Origin of the sequence: Tenacibaculum pacificus, assembly GCF_027941775.1 — a bacterium.
GTDB classification, from domain to species: Bacteria; Bacteroidota; Bacteroidia; order Flavobacteriales; family Flavobacteriaceae; genus Polaribacter; species Polaribacter pacificus_A.
On the sequence record NZ_CP115917.1, the window covers coordinates 2,190,071 to 2,209,252 of the forward strand.

Genomic DNA, 19,182 nt, shown 5'->3' on the forward strand with positions numbered 1-19,182 from the left:
AATTTTTGTGAGGTTTTGTTTTGTTATGCTGACACTCTTTACAATTTGAATAAATGATGCCAAGTATATAAAGTGATTTTTCTTTTACCATTTTTTATTGCACTCAGTCGTTTAATTAAACTTATTTTTAGATATTCTTTCTTCAAAAAATAATTTATGTTTATTAATAATATCTAAAATTAAATTCTCACTAACATTAAAGTTTTTAGGGTCTATTTCTACTCCTCCAATAGAAGGTAATATTGGTTTATTTGAGGATAATATATCAAATTCACTCTTAAAAACCTTCTTGTATTTTTCTTGCTCGTTTATTGATAATATATAAAGTCCTGAAACTTTGAAAACATCTGAAACTACCCCTAAGCCATGTAAATATTTAAAGCAAAGGTCATTTACTTCATTTTTGAATTTATTATTATTATTGTATTTTTTGTACTTAGCATCTAAGATTAAAAATTCTTTAAATCCATTTTTTTTAAATTCAATTATATAATCAGGGTTGTAAATGTTTTTTTGATTGGTAAAGATGGTTAATAATTTAATTTCTTCAGGTAAACTTTCATAATATAAAGTAACGACTATACCTTCACTGTCTTTCTCAAATGTATAAGAACCTGCTAGTTTATTTTTATTATTAATGATTTGATTAAATTCATAATTATCATTAGAACTAATGCAACCTTTAATTATGTAAAATACATATACCTCAAAAAGTTTATCAAAAGATTCAATTTCTAAATTATTTTTAATAGAGCTACTTTTAATTTCTTTAGAAAATAAATTCTTGTACAATAACATTAACTCAAACCAATTTTTATAATGTGGAATTGATGTAAGTGAATAAGAGTCAACAGGAAATTCAAATACAGGGCTATTTACCTTCAGTACGTTAGTGAAATAATCATGTGTTTTTTTAAAATGAGTAGTAATTTCATTAATATATAATGAGATTATACTATAATATTTTGAGGTTAAATATTCATAAAAAGTACCCGAATATCTAGTTCTTAAAATTGTTTTTTTATTTAAATTAGTATGTAAATCATTTAAGAGTAATATATACATTTTAGAGTACCCTAAAATCAATCTATTCTCGTATGAATTAAATGTGTAATTGCTAACTTGTTGATTAATATTTGAAATAACACATTCTTTAGATTTAATTTTTAAATCATACGTTCCATTTTTTTTGTTTTGTTGACCAATCACGTCAAGGTTATGGAATAACCAATCAAATGATTGATCGTCAATTAAAGATTTGGAACTATATGGTAAAACCTGATGCTCAGTTTCATATTTCTTTATAGAATTAAAATAGAAAATTTCTGTTTTTTCAGAAATATATTTACTTTTTGCATAAAGAAGCTTTAATGACTCCAAGAAAGAATTTTGAAAGTTAGAAAATTCTGTAGGTAAACTTGTTTTGTAAATTACTGTTTCATCGAAATAATTGTTAAACATTAGATATTTAATAATCAAATCAAAATTAGTATCTGAAACTTTATGAGATATTATTTTAATTGAAGTACAATTATCAATTTTATTTTTATAGATTATTTGAGGTTTTACATAACCTAGCTCATTTAAAAATAATTGAGAAAATTTAATTCCATAATTACTCACCCTAAAACTTAAATTAGATTCATTAAATAACTTTGAATTTAATGATAAAAAATAGTGATAATCATTGCTATTAATAGAATAATTTTCATCTAAGCTAAAGCTAGTTGAACCTAAAATAAACTCGAATTTATCTAATTCAATTAAATAATTACTAACTATTTCAAAATGAACCATATCAAGTTCATTTATTGTTATATCATGATTTTCACGATGTAGGTCATGTTTTTGGTAAGAATTGATAATTTTACCATTTTCAAAATCTGCTATATATAGATATAATTTCATTAGTTAAAAAAGGTGAAAACTTGAAAACCACTTCCTTTCTCTTTTATTTTCTTTACTATTTTACTAGATTTAAATAATTGATATTTTATTAACAATTCTAATAGGTCATCAAGCATTTTTTCAAATGATTTACCTTGTCCTAATATTTGAGGTAATACAAATTGAGCAATAGCAAAATCTATATGTGAGTATTGATTAGATGTATATTTAGACATTAATTCTCTTGAAATATTACAATACTTAGTGATTGATTTAATTTTTCTTCTACTAATCAGAATTGAACCATCATTTTTTAATGTCTTAAAAATCTCTCCTAAAATTTCTTTTTCTTTTGATAAAAGACTAACATCTTTTGAATTAAAAAGTTTTTCTAGTTCTTTAAAATCATAAAAACCTTTAGATTGATAATTAATGTTTTCTACGGTATCAAAAGTTAATGTATTATCACTTTCTAATGTTATTATTGGAGCTCTATCTATTAATCTAGGTGAAAGCCTTTCAGTTGTATGGTCGTTATTTATAGTAGCTATAAACCTCATTAAATTAGGAATTTTTAAAGTATTATGCGATTTTAAATCTAATTTTAAATTTCGTTTATCCTTATCTTCATCATAAAGAGAAATAAAATCAGACCAATAATACTCTATAGGACTTAAATTAGCCTCGTCTAATAAAATATTCAATGGTAGATTTATTGGAGTTTTATTATAGCTTATTATTTTTTTAACAAAACCAAATTCATCAAATTGATATGTTTCATTTATAGGATTATTATATCCTAGTAAAACTTTTCTAGAATTCCAACCTTTTGAAACAGGCATTTTTAGATAACAGTTTTTGTGTGTAAAAAACTCTGAAAGTAAATTTGAAAGAGAGGTTTTACCTATACCTGGCAATCCTGAAAAAATTATTAAGAAATTCTGAATATAAAGTATAATAAAATTTAAAATTTCTTCTTTTTTATAGCTCCTCCCGTTATATTGTAAGAACATTTTTAAATCTTCTATAATTACCTCTAATGATTCAGTGTTTGTAAGTTCTAGTTCTTCATCAATTAATAAAAGAAAGTTGTTTTCATTTTCTTTTTGCTCAGAATAGGAACCATTCATTAATTCAAAATAAGGACTTATTTCCCTGATTTTTTTTCAATATCTTCTTTCGATTCTTTAACTAAATCTTTTTGTAGCTCCGTTATTTGTTTTTCTAATGTATTTTTCTTATTTCCTAGTTCTATTATACTGTTATAAGACGTATCTAATTCACTTTTATTCTCTTCAATCGTATTTTTTAATGTTTCGAATGTTTCAACTATTTTTAGCTCTTGTTTTTTATCAATGATAGATTTTTCAATACTAGCTAATTCTTTACTACTCTCAATAATACTCTCTTTTTCGTTTGAAAGCTTTTGTAAATCAAATTCTAACTTCTTTTTTTCTTCTTTATTATTATCAACAGATATAATTAAATCTTTTTCTTCTTCTTTTAATGAATCTATAGAAGATTGTATCTCTTCTAAATCTTTTTTAGCTTTTATTTCAGCCTCTTTTTTGAGTTCTTCTATTTTATCTTGTATTACCCCTTCCTTATTTCTATTAATATAAGAATCTACATACTCTTTACCTAAATCAGTTTGTAAATAACTAGGTAAGATGTTGAGCTTAATAAAATCAAATACTTTTTCTGAACCCGCTTTTATTTTAAGAAATTTTTGATATCTTAGTTTATTAATTTCATTAAAACCTCCTTTTAATAACTTACTCTCATCTTCTTTTTCTGGAAATGAAGCTTCAATTATCTTTATAATTTTTTCATTACTTTCATTTAGAATTAGATTAACAGGTTTAACTTCTTTTAATAGATGTTTTATATTTGTGATATAAGAATCTTCTTTTCGTTGACTACGATTAAAATAATATTTATTTACTATATATTCTTTTAAGTCAACTGTATCAAATTCATGGATTACATCTTGATAATCTTCGCTTAATCCTAAGTTTTTGGTAAGTAATGATTGGACTTTATATTCATATAGTTTGTCGTCATCTTCATCTATATCTTCATATAAATCCTCTTCGGTAAAATTACTACTAATAGCTAATGGACCAAAAATTTTGTCATTATCCTTAATAAAAACAAACGAATGATTTTTGTAAGGAAGAGATATAACACCTTCTTCTATAACTTTATTTAAATCTTGATTAATTATCAATGGTAATTTACTGATACTAGAAGTTCCTCTTCCAGAAGATTGATATTTCGGACTAGAATCTTTAGTCTCATCATAACTATTAGTTTCTTCGTATTCTATTCTGAATAATTCGTTTTCATCAAAAACATCTTCGATATCAGAATGAAAATTATAAGGAACTATAACACTCCCTCCATTAGGAAAAAACTCTTTAACATTAACTTTATCAATTTGTATAATTTGAAAATTATTAAAGAACGAATATTCAGGTCTAACATAACCTACAGTTCTTGCATTTGTTACAATGCGTGTAGCTAATAAGGTTTTATAGTTGTTAATTATAGGTTCTATTAGTTCATCAACTTTAACATTTGAAATTGGTTTTTTCTTAGATTTAGGTATAGAATCTAAATCAATTTTTCCAACTATTTTTACACCTGTACTTTTTTCTTGGGTAGGTTTAAACTCTTCTTTTAGTATACTGTACTCTTTCTCAGTTATTTTTGCTGTAGGTCTAGCTTCAATTTTAACCCCCTTTTTAGCTAGAAACTCAACAGCTCTATCGAGTGATATATTTAGCTCTCTTAGAACTTTATTTAATCTAAAAATTTTTATTTCCATTATATCTCAAATAACAATTTAGCAATGTGAAATTAGCTAAAATTTAAAACTTATACGTTAAAAATTTAAAGTAAATTTTGTTTAAAAATAAATTAAAGGTTATCACTATTTTTTTCATAAGTGTTAAAATTTACACATAAAAAAAACAGAATTCAAACTATTATTATCGATATTTTTTAATCCTATTATTGGATTTTTCATTAAAACGAACAAATCCAATCAAGAAAAAGTTCAAGAACAATTAGCGATTTTACAAGAAGCGGCTGTTCAAAATGAAAATTTATTCGATAAATTAATGGAGGCTACTAAGTTTTGTTCTTTAGGGCAAATTACCGAAGCTTTATTTAAAGTTGGTGGTCAATATAGAAGAAATATGTAAGCTGATATTTAATAATAAATAGTACTAAAATTAACACATTACACCTCACAGGTTTTAAAAATCTGTGAGGTGTTATTTTTAACCTCTATTTCTTACAGATAAAAATAAATCAATAAAAAACAAAAGCATGATAAAAGTCATTTAATAAGATTAATAGCTAGCGTAATTTAGCAGTAACAAATTAAAAGATTAATTATGGAATTAAGCACAACAGAAGGACAGTTAGAAATTGTAATGGAAAAACCTGCTTTTAATAAATTTTCTTTAAAAGAAGCTGGCTTAAAAGAAGATTCATATACGGTTGAAGGTGGTAACTTACGTTTAAAAATAGAATTAGGATATATTCAAGATTATCGTTTTTATAAAATGCCTGTTATCGAATTAGAATACGAAAACAACATTAAAGAAAGCGGATGGATTGTAGAGTTTAATGGTGAAAATATTTTAGAAGCAAAAGATCATTCGGGTTCTAAAACGGTTTTATTATTAAACCGTAATAAGATGAGTAAATTAGTGCATCGTCACGAAAACACTTTAATTATTCATGGTGATTTTTCTGAAGAAGTAAAAATTAAAAGTTCTAGTACACTTAACATATTAGAAGAAATAGGACATTAATATAATAGTATTGTTATACTATAAAGTGGGGGGTAAAAAGCTCAGATAATTAATTTATCTGAGCTTTTTTAAAATATTATAATCCTAACCATTTTTTTGTAAAATCGTTAACCCAACTCTTATTTCTCCATACGGAACTTTTTCTCCTAAAAACTCGAAATATGGTTTTAACGTTGGTTCATTTTTTAAAACTTTTTTAGCATTTGCTATTAATTTTAAGGTATCTACAGAGATAAATTTATTTAGATTAATATCTTTTCCTTCCAAATATAATTTTGATAAATGAGAAAATATTGTTGGTGATTTTAAATTTCGTTTCTCCGCTATTTCATCAATTGTAAAACCTTCTTTGTATAATTTATAGGTTTCTAAAGTCGTATCTTTTTTACCTTGTTTTTTATGTTTGATAAATTTTTTAATTTCTTCCATAAATTCACCTCCGTACACTTCTAACTTTCGATTTCCTACACCACTAATGGCTAAAAATGCCGAATCTGTTTGCGGACGTTCATTTTCTAAGGCTCGTAATGTGGCATCACTAAAAATCAAATAAGCAGGAATATCTTCTTCTTTTGCAATACGAGTACGTAATTTTCGTAAAGCTTCAAATAAACTACCAGTTGTAGTTTTTGTTGTTGATTTTTTCCTTTTTACACCTGCTACTTTTACTTCTTTTTTGAACTCAACAGGAGTTGTTAATTGAACTTTTTCACCATCAAAAAGAACTTTTTTAGAAAAATCAGTTAGTTGTAAATTATTTTTTAAATGAAAAGCTATCTGACAATATCCTTGATTTATCAACTGAATAATATAATGTTGCCAATGTTGCCAAGAAATATCATTTCCAATACCGTAGGTTTTTAAAGTTTGATAATTCTTATCTAAAACTCCTGCGTTTTTTGCACCTCGAAGTACATCAATAACAGTTCCCATTCCTTCTTTTTCTCTCAATCTGTAAACAGCCGAAAGGGCTTTTTGAGCGATAATAGTTCCATCAAAAAACTGAACTGGATTTTTACAAACATCACAATTTCCACAATTTTTTTCGATTAATTCGCCAAAATAACTCAACAGAATTTTTCGCCTACAAACGGTTGCTTCAGAAAATTGTTTCATACGATCTAATTTCGCATTTTCTAATTCTTGATTATTTCCATTTTCAATAAATTGACGCAACTGAATTACATCCGCATAACTATGAAAAAGCAAAGCTTGAGCAGGTAATCCGTCTCTTCCTCCACGCCCTATTTCCTGATAATATCCTTCAATATTTTTGGGCATATTATAATGAATTACCCAACGTACATTCGATTTATCGATTCCCATTCCAAACGCAACCGTTGCACAAATAATTTGCACGTCATCTTTAATAAAATCTTCTTGATTTTTTGCACGTTCTTCAAAATTTAAACCTGCATGATACGCTTTTGCATTGATATTATTTTGCTTTAATTTACTCGATAATTGCTCGGTTGCTTTTCGACTTAAGCAATAAATAATTCCTGCATCATTTGGCTTTTTATTGATAAATTTAATAATCTGTTGTACTCTATCATTTGCAGGTAGAACCTCTAAACTGATGTTTTCTCGATTAAAAGAACTCACATATTTAGTTGCATTTGGTACAGCTAATTGTGCTAAAATATCTTCTTGAGTCGCTTTATCAGCAGTAGCAGTTAAAGCGATAATTGGTACATCGGGTAAGGTTCTTTTCAGAAAAGATAATTGTTTATAAGAAGGTCTAAAATCACTGACCCCAAGAAGAAATACAATGTGCTTCATCAATAGCAACACAACTAATATATTGCTGATTTAATAAGTTTTGAAGCAATGCTAAACTCTCAGGAGCAACGTATAAAAGCTTCACTTTTTTATTGATAACCGCATCAAAAACGGCTTTTTGCTCTTCCGAAGATTGACTACTATTATAATACGTTGCAGGTATTCCGTTGGCTTTTAAACTATCAACCTGATCTTTCATCAGCGCAATTAATGGCGATATTACCAAAGTAATTCCTTCAAAAAATAATGCAGGCAACTGAAAACAAATAGATTTCCCTCCTCCTGTTGGCATTATTACTAAGGTATCTTTTTTAGCTAAAACATTTTCAATAATTGCTTTTTGCTGTAACCGAAAACTGTCGTATCCAAAATTAGTTTTTAATTTTGCTAGTAAATCTTGTTCTGTTAGCTGTATCATTTCACAAAAATAATCATAAAAAAAAACGTAGAAATTAAATTCTACGTTTCTTTTAAATACTTATTAAAATATTTTGAAGCTATTTCCCGCTTTCCGCACTCGCTTTTTTTTGAAAAAAAATCAAAAAAAGAGCTCAAACAATTGCTTCAATCGGGGCTAAACATTTTTACTTTATTATTTACAACTATTAAAACAAATTGCATCTTTATAGAAATTAAGCATTGATAACAGTACTAACAAAATTAGAAATTCCTTCAACGCCATTTTTATCTAAATCTTTAATAAAAGCAGAACCAATAATTGCACCATCGGCATAATTACAAGCTGTTGTAAATGTTTTATTGTCTGATATACCAAAACCGACTACTAATTTACTTTTTAAATTCATTGCTTCAATTCGCTTAAAGTAATCAATTTGTTCTGTTGATATTTCTCCTTTTGCTCCTGTAATAGATGCCGAAGCAACTACATAAATAAAAGCATCAGTAAGTGCATCAATTTTTCGAATACGTTCTTCAGATGTATGAGGCGTAATTAAAAACACATTAGTAATTCCGTATTTTTCGAACAACGCTTTATAATGATTTTCATATTCAATCATTGGTAAATCAGGAAAAATAACAGTTTTCATACCGCAATCTTGTACTGCTTGACAAAATTTATTTTCACCATATTTAATAAGCTGATTCAAATATCCCATTAAAACCAATGGCGTTTTATTGGTATCTTTAACTGATTTTAGTTGCTCAAAAACAACATCTAAATTCATTCCATTTTGCAAAGCTCTATGACTACTATCTTGTATTGTAGTTCCATCTGCTAAAGGGTCAGAATATGGTAAACCAACTTCTATAAAATCGACACCATTTTCACTTAAATCGTGTATAATTTTGGTGGTATCATCTAACTTTGGAAAACCTGCTGTAAAAAATATAGAAAGTAAATTCTTTTTTTCTTGAAATATTTCTTTTAATAATTTCATCTACTTACTCTTTTAAATGCTTCATATACGTTTCTAAATCCTTATCACCTCTTCCAGATAAGTTTATAATAATTACTTGGTCTTTTTTCAAATCTATTTTAGATAAAACGGCCAATGCATGTGCTGTTTCTAAAGCAGGAATAATTCCTTCTAATTTGGTTAATTCAAAAGCAGCTTCTAAAGCTTCATCATCTGTTGCATTTAAAAACTGTGCACGTTTTGTTTCGTGTAAAAATGCATGTAAAGGACCAACTCCAGGATAATCTAATCCTGCAGAAATAGAATATGGCTCTGTAATTTGTCCGTATTCATCTTGCATTAAAATAGTTTTACTTCCATGAATTACACCAACTTGTCCTAATTGAGATGTTGCTGCACTTTCACCAGAATCAACTCCTAAACCACCAGCTTCTACTGCTACTAAACCTACTTCTTCATCTTCTAAATAATGATAAAAAGCACCCGCAGCATTAGAACCACCTCCAACACAAGCAATAATTGTATCAGGGTTTTCTTTTCCTGTTTTTTCTTTTAGTTGCCATTTCATTTCTTCTGAAATAATAGCTTGTAAACGTGCTACCATATCAGGATACGGAGCAGGACCAACAACAGAACCAATTAAATAATAACTATCTGGATGCTGAATCCAATAACGAATTGCTTCGTTTGTAGCATCTTTTAAGGTTTTACTTCCGCTTAATGCAGGTACAACTTTAGCTCCTAACATTTTCATTCGGGCAACATTGGGCGCTTGCCTAGCAATGTCTTTTTCTCCCATAAAAACAATACACTCTAAGCCCATTAAAGCACAAACTGTAGCCGTTGCAACACCATGTTGCCCAGCACCTGTTTCTGCTATAATTTTTGTTTTACCTAGCTTTTTTGCTATTAAAATTTGCCCAACAGTATTGTTTACTTTGTGTGCTCCTGTATGATTTAAATCTTCACGTTTTAAATAAATAGTAGCACCATATTTTTCTGATAATCTTTCTGCCAAATACAACGGAGTAGGACGTCCAACATAATCTTTTAATAAAGCTTTATATTCGTCTTGAAACTCTTTAGATTCGATAATTTTAATATAATTATCTTCTAATTCTAGTACGTTTGGATGTAATAATTCAGGAATAAATGCACCACCGAATTGCCCGTAATATCCTTCTTTAGTTGGTTGATATTTCATTTTTTATCTATTTAGTATTCCTCACGGGTTTAAAAAACATTGAGGTTTTTTTAAATTTTGTTATATCTTTTACTGATTTTAAACCAGCTTCAATTTCAAATTTACTATTTACATCTAAAGCATAAATTGGTAAATTTAATACGCGTAATTTTTTAATTTCTGATACTTCTTCTAATCCAATTCCGCCACTTAAAAAAAATGGTTTTGTTAAATTATATTTCTGAAGAACAGACCAATCAAAAGTAATTCCGTTTCCTCCTCGTTCTTTTCCTTTAGTATCGAATAAAAAGAAATCAACTAATGATTCGTATGGTTTTAAAACTTCAAAATCGAAACTATCTTTAATTCCAAATACTTTTATCAATTCTGGAATTTTATATTTAAGATGTTGCTTTTTTTCAGCAATACTTTCTTCAAAAATGATTCTTAAACGCTCTACATATTCTGGAGATTCATCGCCATGTAATTGCAACGTATTTAAACCATATTCTTCAGTTAATGAAACTACAATTTCTGGAATTTCATTCACAAAAACACCTACTTTTTTTATCTCTTTAGGTAAATCTGGAATAATTCCTTCAAAATTTCTTTTTGATTTCTCATAGAAAATAAATCCTAAATAATCAGGTTGCAATGCTGCAACTTGTTGGATATTTTCTACATATTTCATTCCACAAACTTTCAATTTCATATTTATCTTATTTGAGCGATAAAATCTTTACAAGCTTCTCCAGGATTTTTTGTTTTCATAAAATTTTCTCCTATTAAAAACCCTTGAAAACCATGTTCTTTTAATCCTGTAATAATCCTTGGATCTGAAATTCCACTTTCTGAAACCTTAATTGCGGTATCAGGAATTTGTCCAGCTAAGTTGATAGAATGTTCTAAATCAACTTCAAAAGTTTTTAAATTTCTATTATTAATTCCGATAATTTTATTATCCAAATCACCAATTTTATCTAAATCTTCTTGTGTGTGGATTTCATATAAAACTTCTAAACCTAAATCGGTTGCTAATTGTCCATAATTTTTAAGTTCTTGTTTTGTTAAACAAGCCGCAATTAACAATATAACATCTGCTCCTATTGCTTTTGCTTCAACAATTTGAAAACCATCAACAATAAAATCTTTTCTTAAAATTGGTATTTGCTGATTTACAGTTCTAGCTTCTAACAAATCTGCCATTGTTCCGCCAAAAAAAGAAGTATCTGTTAAAATAGATTGAGCAGCAACATTGGCATTTAAATATCCTTCGGTTACTTCTAATATTGTAGAGGTATCGTTAATAATTCCTTTTGATGGAGATTTACGTTTATATTCGGCAATAATTCCTGTTGAACCTACTGTTAATAATGACTTTTTTAATGAAAAAGGGGCATTTTTAAAATTTGGGCTCTTTACCAATTTACTAACAGGAACTTCTGCTTTAATTTTAGCAACTTCTGTTTTCTTAAAGGCAATTATTTTATCTAATATTGTCATTTTTTTATGCTTTTGTAATTTTTATGAGTTTTAAATTTTAGTAACTCATTATAATTAACTTTTTACTTTATGCTATTAATTTGACTAAACATTCTTTTGCTTTCAATCCTAATAAAGAATCTTTTGCTTCTTGATACGCTTGTTCAAAACTCTTTTTATCATCAACAATTTTTAAAGCAAATGCAGCATTTGTTAACACAACACTATTTTGTGCTTCAGTACCGTTTCCTTCAATAATATTTTTGAATATTTTAGCTGCATCAGCAACCGATTTACCTCCAAAAACATCTGATTGTTGTAATCTTTTTTGTCCTAAATCTTCTGGATTAATTAATTGTTCTCCATTTTTAGTGAATAACTTAAATCCGCTTGTTAATGAAATTTCATCATAACCATCAAGTGCGTGTACAATTCCGTAATTAGTTCCTTCTTCTTGCAAAATATAATTGTACAAACGTGCAACTTCTAAATTAAACGTTCCTAATAATTGATTTTTTGGTGAACTCGGATTTACCAAAGGACCCAACATATTAAAAAACGTTTTTAACGCTAATTCTTTTCTTGTTGCGCTCACCGCTTTCATTGCTGGATGAAATTTTGGCGCGTGTAAAAAACAAATATTTGCTTTTTCTAAGTGCGATTTTAAAATAGCTTCATCATTTGTAAATTGATATCCGAAACTTTCTAACATATCAGAAGAGCCTGATTGAGAAGATACGGAATAATTTCCATGTTTTGCTACTTTTTGTCCTGTTCCTGCAACTACAAAAGAGGTCATTGTAGATATATTGAACGTATCTTTTCCATCGCCACCAGTTCCTACAATATCAATAGTATTATATTCTGAAAAATCAACTTTTATAGCCAATTCAATTAACGCATTTCTAAAACCTGCAAGCTCATCAACAGAAATTGGACGCATCATAAAAACAGTCATAAATGATGCTAAATGTGCTTCGTTAAATTTTCCTGAAGCAATATCAATTAAAACCTGTTTTGCTTCAAGTTTTGTTAATCTTTTATGTTGATATAAATTATTTAAAATTTCTTTCATGTTCTAAAAGATTTTATTTTTTAACGTTGTTTAAAAAATTTCTAACAAGTTGTTCACCTACATCTGTTAATATTGATTCTGGGTGAAATTGAACTGCCGATATATTAAATTCTTTATGCTGAATTGCTTGAACTCCTCCTTGCTCATCTTTTGCCGTAATCATTAATTCTGATGGAAAATTATCGTGAGAGGCTGTCCAAGAATGATATCTTGCTGCTTTAAATTTAGTTGGAATATCTTTAAAAATAACTGCATCTTTTTTGATGATTTCCATTTCTGTAGCAACACCATGAAATACTTCTCCCATGTTTTCTATTGCTCCGCCAAAAACTTCTGTTATTGCTTGTAAACCTAAACAAACTCCAAAAATAGGTTTTTTACCTGCGTATTGTTTTATAACGTCTTTTAAAATACCTGCTTCGTCAGGAATTCCTGGACCTGGTGATAAAATAATAACGTCATATCTGTCAATTTCTGTAACCGAAATTTCATCGTTTCTATATACGTCTGGCAAATTACCTGTAATATCTTCTACCATGTGTACCAAATTGTAGGTAAACGAATCGTAATTATCTAGTATTAATATTTTCATTTTTTTCTAATTGTAATTGCCTAATAAATGTTGTTATTTATAAGTCAATTTGTTTGTTTATTTTTTTAAGATATTAATGAATAATCTAAATAATATCTTAAAACTCGCTTTTGCGTTAGGGATTGAAACGGCATCCTTTTTATTTTTTTTCAAATAAAAAGATATAGTGGAAAGCCCGCCCGAACGCCCTAAATATTTTCTGCCAAAATTAACGCTTTTTTCAGAGCTGCTAATTTATTATTTACTTCTTGTAATTCTTTTTCTTCATCAGAATGAATTACAATTCCTGCTCCTGCTTGATAATATAAAACATTGTTTTTACTAACAAACGAGCGAATAGCAATGGCTAAATTTACCGAACCGTCTAAACCGATTATTCCGACTGCACCTCCGTAAAAACCTCTTGATTGGTTTTCGTAGCTATCGATTAATTGCATCGCTTTGTATTTTGGTGCGCCACTTAAAGTTCCTGCTGGAAAAGTATCTCCAACTATTTCAATCGGATTTCCTTTTATTTTTCCTTGCACAGTCGATACCAAGTGGATTACATGGCTAAAATATTGAACTTCTTTAAATACCTCAACTTTTACATTATCGGCATGTTTACTTAAATCGTTTCGTGCTAAATCAACTAGCATTACGTGTTCGGCAGTTTCTTTTTTATCTTCGGATAATTTTTTACCAAGCTTTATGTCTTCCGCCATATCGCCAGTTCTTCTGAAAGTTCCTGCAATTGGATTGATGGTTGCTTTTCCTGCACTAATTTTAATTTGTGCTTCTGGTGAAGATCCCATTAATTTAAACGAACCGTAATCGAAATAAAATAAATAAGGCGATGGATTTATTGAACGTAATGCTCGATAAACATTAAATTCATCTCCCTTAAATTTTTGTTGAAATTGACGAGATAAAACCAATTGAAAAACATCACCTCTTTTACAGTGCGATTTTGCTTTTACAACATATTCTTTAAAATCTTCATTGGTACAATTTGAAGTTTCTTGTCCATCGATTTCAAATTTTTGAGTATTGAAAGCTTGTGCTTCAATGATGGTTTCTACTTCTGAAATTCTTGATTCAGTTCCTGCTTCTACGTTTTCAATAATCGTCATTTCATCATTAAAATGATTGATGGCGATTATAAATCTGTAAAAACTATACTGCATTAAAGGTATTTTTGACGGTGCATCTTTTACATTTAATGCGATGTTTTCAAAATACTGTACACTATCATATGTTGAGTAACCGTATAATCCGTTAAACGATTTTAAGACAGGATCACAATCTAAATCTATCGATTTTGAAAAACTATCAAATAAGGTATAAAAATTCTTATCGATACTGTTTTTTTCAATAACTTTTCCTTGTTTAGAAACAACAAAATCGTGATTTTCTACTTTCATTGTTACCACAGGTTCAATAGCTATAAAAGAAAAACTTTCTTCTTTACTATGATAATCTGAACTCTCTAGTAATAAGGTATTAGCATATTTATCTCTAAATCTTAAATACAAACCTACTGGAGTAACTGTATCTGAAATTCGTTTTTTACTAACCGTTTTGAATGTTGTTTTATTCATTTTAATTTTATTATTAAAAACAAAAAAGGCTTATCGTGAGATAAGCCTTTTCTTTATATAATATATACATATAGGGTTCTTCTCACTTATTTATTAAGAGAGTTCCACCACCATATGTTGTTTTGTTTCATCATTATGATACAAAGATATAAAAATTATTTTAATAATTAATTTGTTCCTTAAAATCTTGTCAATTTTAAAATTAAATGTTTTTATATAAAAAAATATCTAAAAAGAATAAAAACAATTTTAAAGTTATAATAACAAACTAAAATAAACAATAAAATTAAAATATGTAATCAAAATGAACATTATTGTTTATAAAAACAAACTCTTATATGATATTTGCAGTATAAAAAAGAACAATAAAATATTCAATTATTGAAAAATTAATAATTTGAATATCAAAATATAAAAAGTAGAATTATGTGTGGAATTGTATGTGCGTTTGATTTAAAACAAACTTCGGATAGTTTAAGACCTCAGGTTTTAGAAATGGCTAAAAAAATTAGACATCGTGGACCAGACTGGAGTGGTGTTTATAGTGATGACAGTGTTATAATGGCTCATGAAAGATTAGCTATTGTAGATCCTGCTTCAGGACAACAACCTTTATTTAGTGCTGATAAAAAACTAATTTTAGCTGCTAACGGAGAAATATACAACCACAGAGAATTAGCTAAAAACCTTAAAAATCCTTATGAATTTCAAACAGCTTCTGATTGTGAAGTAATTTTAGCACTTTACAAAGAAAAAGGTGTTGATTTTGTAGATGATTTAAATGGAATTTTTGGTTTCGCTTTGTATGATGCTGAAAAAGATGAATATTTTGTCGCTCGTGATCATATGGGAATTATTCCTTTATATATTGGTTGGGATCAAAACGGAACTTTCTATGTTGCTTCTGAATTAAAAGCTTTAGAAGGTACTTGTTCTAAAATCGAATTATTTCCTCCAGGACATTATATGTCTAGTAAAGATGGAAAATTTGTACAATGGTACAAAAGAGATTGGTCTGATTACCAAGCAGTAAAAGACAACGAAACCAGCATTTCAGAAGTAAAAGAAGCTTTAGAAGCAGCAGTTCACAGACAATTAATGAGTGATGTACCTTACGGTGTTTTACTTTCTGGAGGATTAGATTCTTCAGTAATATCGGCAATTGCTAAAAAATACTCACAAAAAAGAATTGAATCTGATGATAAATCAGAAGCTTGGTATCCGCAGTTACATTCTTTTTCTGTAGGATTAGAAGGTTCTCCTGATTTAGCTGCAGCTCAAAAAGTTGCAGATCATATTGGAACCGTTCATCATGAAATAAAATTCACCATTCAAGAAGGTTTAGATGCTATTAAAGATGTTATCTATAACATAGAAACATACGATATTACTACAATCCGTTCTTCTACTCCAATGTATTTAATGGCACGTGTTATTAAATCGATGGGTGTTAAAATGGTATTATCTGGTGAAGGTGCTGATGAAATTTTTGGAGGATATTTATACTTTCACAAAGCTCCTAATGCTGAAGAATTCCACGAAGAAACTGTTCGTAAATTAAACAAATTACATATGTATGACTGTTTAAGAGCCAACAAAAGTTTAATGGCTTGGGGAATTGAAGGACGTGTACCATTTTTAGACAAAGAATTTATGGATGTTGCTATGCGTATCAACCCACAAGATAAAATGATTAACGGTGAACGCATGGAAAAATGGGTTATCCGTAAGGCATTTGAAGATATGTTACCTGAAAGCGTTGCTTGGAGACAAAAAGAACAATTTTCTGATGGTGTTGGTTATAGTTGGATTGACACCTTGAAAGAAGTTGTTGATAAAGAAGTTACTGATGAACAATTAGCTAACGCTAAATTCAGATTCCCAATTCAAACACCAACTAACAAAGAAGAGTTTTATTATAGAACTATTTTTGAAGACCACTTCCCTAGTGATACCGCTGCATTAAGCGTTCCACAAGAAGCAAGTGTAGCTTGTAGTACAGCTATCGCATTAGAATGGGATGAAGCATTTAAAAACATGAACGAACCATCTGGTAGAGCAATTGCGAATATCCATGATGATTCTTACTAAATAATTGTTCTTTTTTTAAATTTTAATTATTTAAAACCTCGCTTTTGCGAGGTTTTTTCATATACAAAACTTACCGTGTTTCAAAAACAATAAGAAATAAACTATAAAGATGTTTTTAAGCGTTTTAAGACATTTTTAAATTATTCGCAAAAGCTTTATTTTTAAACCTCAACAGCTAAAAAGCTTTAAAATAATTGTATTTTTGTAGTAGTTGTTTTATCTAAAAATAGCATATCCTTTTTTTAGAAAATTAGCTAGTTTTTTTATCCGCAGAAAAAAATTTAATTTATTTTGTGATAAAAGACATTAAAAACAAAACTTAATTAACTCTTTTTTATAATGAGCGAAGAAAATAAAGGTAGCTATGATGCTTCCAGTATCCAGGCCCTAGAGGGAATGGAACACGTAAGAATGCGTCCATCAATGTATATTGGAGATGTTGGCGTTAGAGGTTTACATCATTTAGTTTATGAAGTAGTAGATAACTCTATTGATGAAGCAATGGGTGGTTATTGTGATACAATTGATGTTACTATTAATGAAGATAATTCTGTTACTACCAAAGATAACGGTCGTGGTATTCCTGTAGGAATTCACAAAAAAGAAGGCGTTTCGGCATTACAAGTTGTAATGACTAAAATTGGTGCTGGTGGTAAATTCGATAAAGATTCTTATAAAGTTTCTGGTGGTTTACACGGTGTTGGTGTAAGTTGTGTAAATGCTCTTTCTGATCTTTTAACGGCTACGGTTCATAAAGAAGGAAGTGTTTGGCAACAAGAATATTCTAAAGGAAAAGCATTATATCCTGTAAAAAAAATAGGAGAAAGTGATTTTACAGGTACTATTGTTACTTTTTTACCTGATAAAACAATATTTAAACAAACAACTGAATTTAATTACGAAACTTTAGCAACACGTATGCGTGAGTTATCGTTTTTAAATAAAGGTATTACGATTACTTTAACAGATAAACGTAACACAGATGACGAAGGAAATTTTATTTCTGAAGTTTTTCATTCTGATGAAGGTTTGCCTGAGTTTATTAAATATTTAGATTCTACGCGTGAGCAACTAACTTCCAAAGTAATTTCTATGGAAGGAGAAAAAAACGGAATTCCTGTTGAAGTTGCAATGGTTTATAATACTTCATATTCTGAAAATTTACATTCGTATGTAAATAATATTAATACACACGAAGGAGGAACACATTTATCTGGTTTCCGTAGAGGATTAACAGGAACATTAAAAAAATATGCCGAAAATTCTGGCTTATTAAAAAATGTGAAATTCGAAATTTCTGGTGATGATTTCCGTGAAGGATTAACAGCTATTGTTTCTGTAAAAGTTGCAGAACCTCAATTTGAAGGACAAACAAAAACAAAATTAGGAAACAGAGAGGTTTCTGCGGCAGTATCACAAGCTGTTTCAGAAATGTTAACAAATTACTTAGAAGAAAATCCGAATGATGCTAAAACAATCGTTCAGAAAGTAATTTTAGCAGCAACAGCAAGACACGCAGCAAGCAAGGCCAGAGAAATGGTACAGCGTAAAACTGTAATGTCTATTGGTGGTTTACCTGGAAAATTATCTGATTGTTCAGAAACAGACCCAGAAAAATGTGAAATTTTCTTAGTTGAGGGAGATTCAGCAGGTGGAACAGCAAAACAAGGACGTGATAGAAATTTTCAAGCAATTCTTCCACTTCGTGGGAAAATTTTGAATGTTGAAAAAGCCATGCAACACAAGGTTTTTGAGAACGAAGAAATAAAAAATATGTTTACCGCATTAGGTGTTTCTATCGGAACAGAAGAAGATCCTAGAGCTTTAAACTTATCAAAAGTTCGTTATCATAAAGTAGTTATTATGTGTGATGCCGATGTCGATGGATCGCATATTGCTACCTTAATTTTAACATTTTTCTTTAGATATATGCGTGAAATGGTAGAGCAAGGTTATATTTATATTGCTACTCCCCCTTTATATTTAGTTAAAAAAGGACAAAAACGTGAATATGCTTGGGATGATAATCAACGTGATTTAATTGCTCAAAAATTAGGCGGAAACGTAAATATACAACGTTATAAAGGTCTTGGAGAGATGAATGCAGATCAATTGTGGGATACTACAATGAACCCTGAATTTAGAACTTTACGTCAAGTTGTTATTGATAGCCCTACCGAAGCAGACAGAGTGTTTTCTATGTTAATGGGAGATGATGTACCGCCTCGTAGAGATTTTATAGAACGTAATGCAAAATATGCTAATATTGACGCGTAAAACTTTCAGTTTATCTAGCTGAAACTT

General features: G+C 28.7%; 15 protein-coding genes. 3 read left to right on the forward strand and 12 right to left on the reverse strand.

Features of this window, described 5'->3' with window-relative positions; all coding sequences use genetic code 11:
- Positions 1 to 111 precede the first annotated feature (111 nt).
- The 3 genes from PG913_RS09990 to PG913_RS10000 are packed head-to-tail and all read right to left on the reverse strand — an operon-like array spanning position 112 to position 4,717.
- Complete coding sequence (locus PG913_RS09990) at positions 112 to 1,908, reverse strand: hypothetical protein (protein ID WP_271230582.1); 1,797 nt, start codon at positions 1,906 to 1,908, stop codon at positions 112 to 114.
- Positions 1,908 to 3,017, reverse strand: coding sequence for an AAA family ATPase (locus tag PG913_RS09995; protein WP_271230583.1), 1,110 nt, complete (start codon positions 3,015 to 3,017; stop codon positions 1,908 to 1,910). Before PG913_RS09995 ends, PG913_RS09990 begins: the two co-directional genes overlap by 1 nt.
- Positions 3,018 to 3,034: 17 nt before the next feature.
- Positions 3,035 to 4,717, reverse strand: coding sequence for a coiled-coil domain-containing protein (locus tag PG913_RS10000; RefSeq protein WP_271232182.1), 1,683 nt, complete (start codon positions 4,715 to 4,717; stop codon positions 3,035 to 3,037).
- Between the two features lie 574 nt (positions 4,718 to 5,291).
- On the opposite strand from PG913_RS10000, the gene PG913_RS10005 reads away from it, so the two are divergent.
- On the forward strand, positions 5,292 to 5,714 hold the full coding sequence (locus PG913_RS10005) for a hypothetical protein (protein WP_271230584.1): 423 nt from the start codon (positions 5,292 to 5,294) through the stop codon (positions 5,712 to 5,714).
- Positions 5,715 to 5,798: 84 nt separating this feature from the next.
- Here the strand turns inward: PG913_RS10005 and PG913_RS10010 are convergent, their stop codons facing one another.
- The 9 genes from PG913_RS10010 to PG913_RS10045 form a co-directional block, all read right to left on the reverse strand.
- Positions 5,799 to 7,496, reverse strand: coding sequence for a RecQ family ATP-dependent DNA helicase (locus PG913_RS10010; RefSeq protein WP_333780753.1), 1,698 nt, complete (start codon positions 7,494 to 7,496; stop codon positions 5,799 to 5,801).
- Positions 7,462 to 7,914 (reverse strand): DEAD/DEAH box helicase, encoded by a 453-nt coding sequence (locus PG913_RS12955; RefSeq protein ID WP_333780754.1) that lies wholly within the window; start codon positions 7,912 to 7,914, stop codon positions 7,462 to 7,464. Before PG913_RS12955 ends, PG913_RS10010 begins: the two co-directional genes overlap by 35 nt.
- Positions 7,915 to 8,128: 214 nt before the next feature.
- Positions 8,129 to 8,896 (reverse strand): tryptophan synthase subunit alpha, encoded by a 768-nt coding sequence (gene trpA, locus PG913_RS10015; protein WP_271230585.1) that lies wholly within the window; start codon positions 8,894 to 8,896, stop codon positions 8,129 to 8,131.
- Positions 8,897 to 8,900: 4 nt separating this feature from the next.
- Positions 8,901 to 10,079 carry a tryptophan synthase subunit beta gene (gene trpB / locus PG913_RS10020; RefSeq protein WP_271230586.1) on the reverse strand — a complete coding sequence of 393 codons (1,179 nt, stop codon included), beginning with the start codon at positions 10,077 to 10,079 and terminating at the stop codon, positions 8,901 to 8,903.
- Between the two features lie 7 nt (positions 10,080 to 10,086).
- Positions 10,087 to 10,770, reverse strand: a complete 684-nt coding sequence (locus PG913_RS10025) for a phosphoribosylanthranilate isomerase (RefSeq protein WP_271230587.1) — start codon at positions 10,768 to 10,770, stop codon at positions 10,087 to 10,089.
- A 2-nt stretch (positions 10,771 to 10,772) separates the two neighbouring features.
- Positions 10,773 to 11,561: an indole-3-glycerol phosphate synthase TrpC gene (gene trpC, locus PG913_RS10030; protein ID WP_271230588.1), complete on the reverse strand. Its 789-nt coding sequence runs from the start codon at positions 11,559 to 11,561 to the stop codon at positions 10,773 to 10,775.
- Between the two features lie 67 nt (positions 11,562 to 11,628).
- On the reverse strand, positions 11,629 to 12,615 hold the full coding sequence (gene trpD / locus PG913_RS10035; RefSeq protein WP_271230589.1) for an anthranilate phosphoribosyltransferase: 987 nt from the start codon (positions 12,613 to 12,615) through the stop codon (positions 11,629 to 11,631).
- A 13-nt stretch (positions 12,616 to 12,628) separates the two neighbouring features.
- Entirely contained in the window at positions 12,629 to 13,207 is a 579-nt protein-coding gene (locus PG913_RS10040) for an anthranilate synthase component II (protein ID WP_271230590.1), read from the reverse strand.
- 188 nt (positions 13,208 to 13,395) lie between these two features.
- A complete protein-coding gene (locus PG913_RS10045) occupies positions 13,396 to 14,787 on the reverse strand; it encodes an anthranilate synthase component I family protein (RefSeq protein WP_271230591.1) in 1,392 nt (463 codons plus the stop codon).
- A gap of 426 nt (positions 14,788 to 15,213) precedes the next feature.
- On the opposite strand from PG913_RS10045, the gene asnB reads away from it, so the two are divergent.
- A complete protein-coding gene (asnB, locus tag PG913_RS10050; RefSeq protein ID WP_271230592.1) occupies positions 15,214 to 16,878 on the forward strand; it encodes an asparagine synthase B in 1,665 nt (554 codons plus the stop codon).
- Positions 16,879 to 17,217: 339 nt separating this feature from the next.
- Complete coding sequence (gene gyrB, locus PG913_RS10055; protein WP_271230593.1) at positions 17,218 to 19,155, forward strand: DNA topoisomerase (ATP-hydrolyzing) subunit B; 1,938 nt, start codon at positions 17,218 to 17,220, stop codon at positions 19,153 to 19,155.
- Positions 19,156 to 19,182 lie beyond the last annotated feature (27 nt).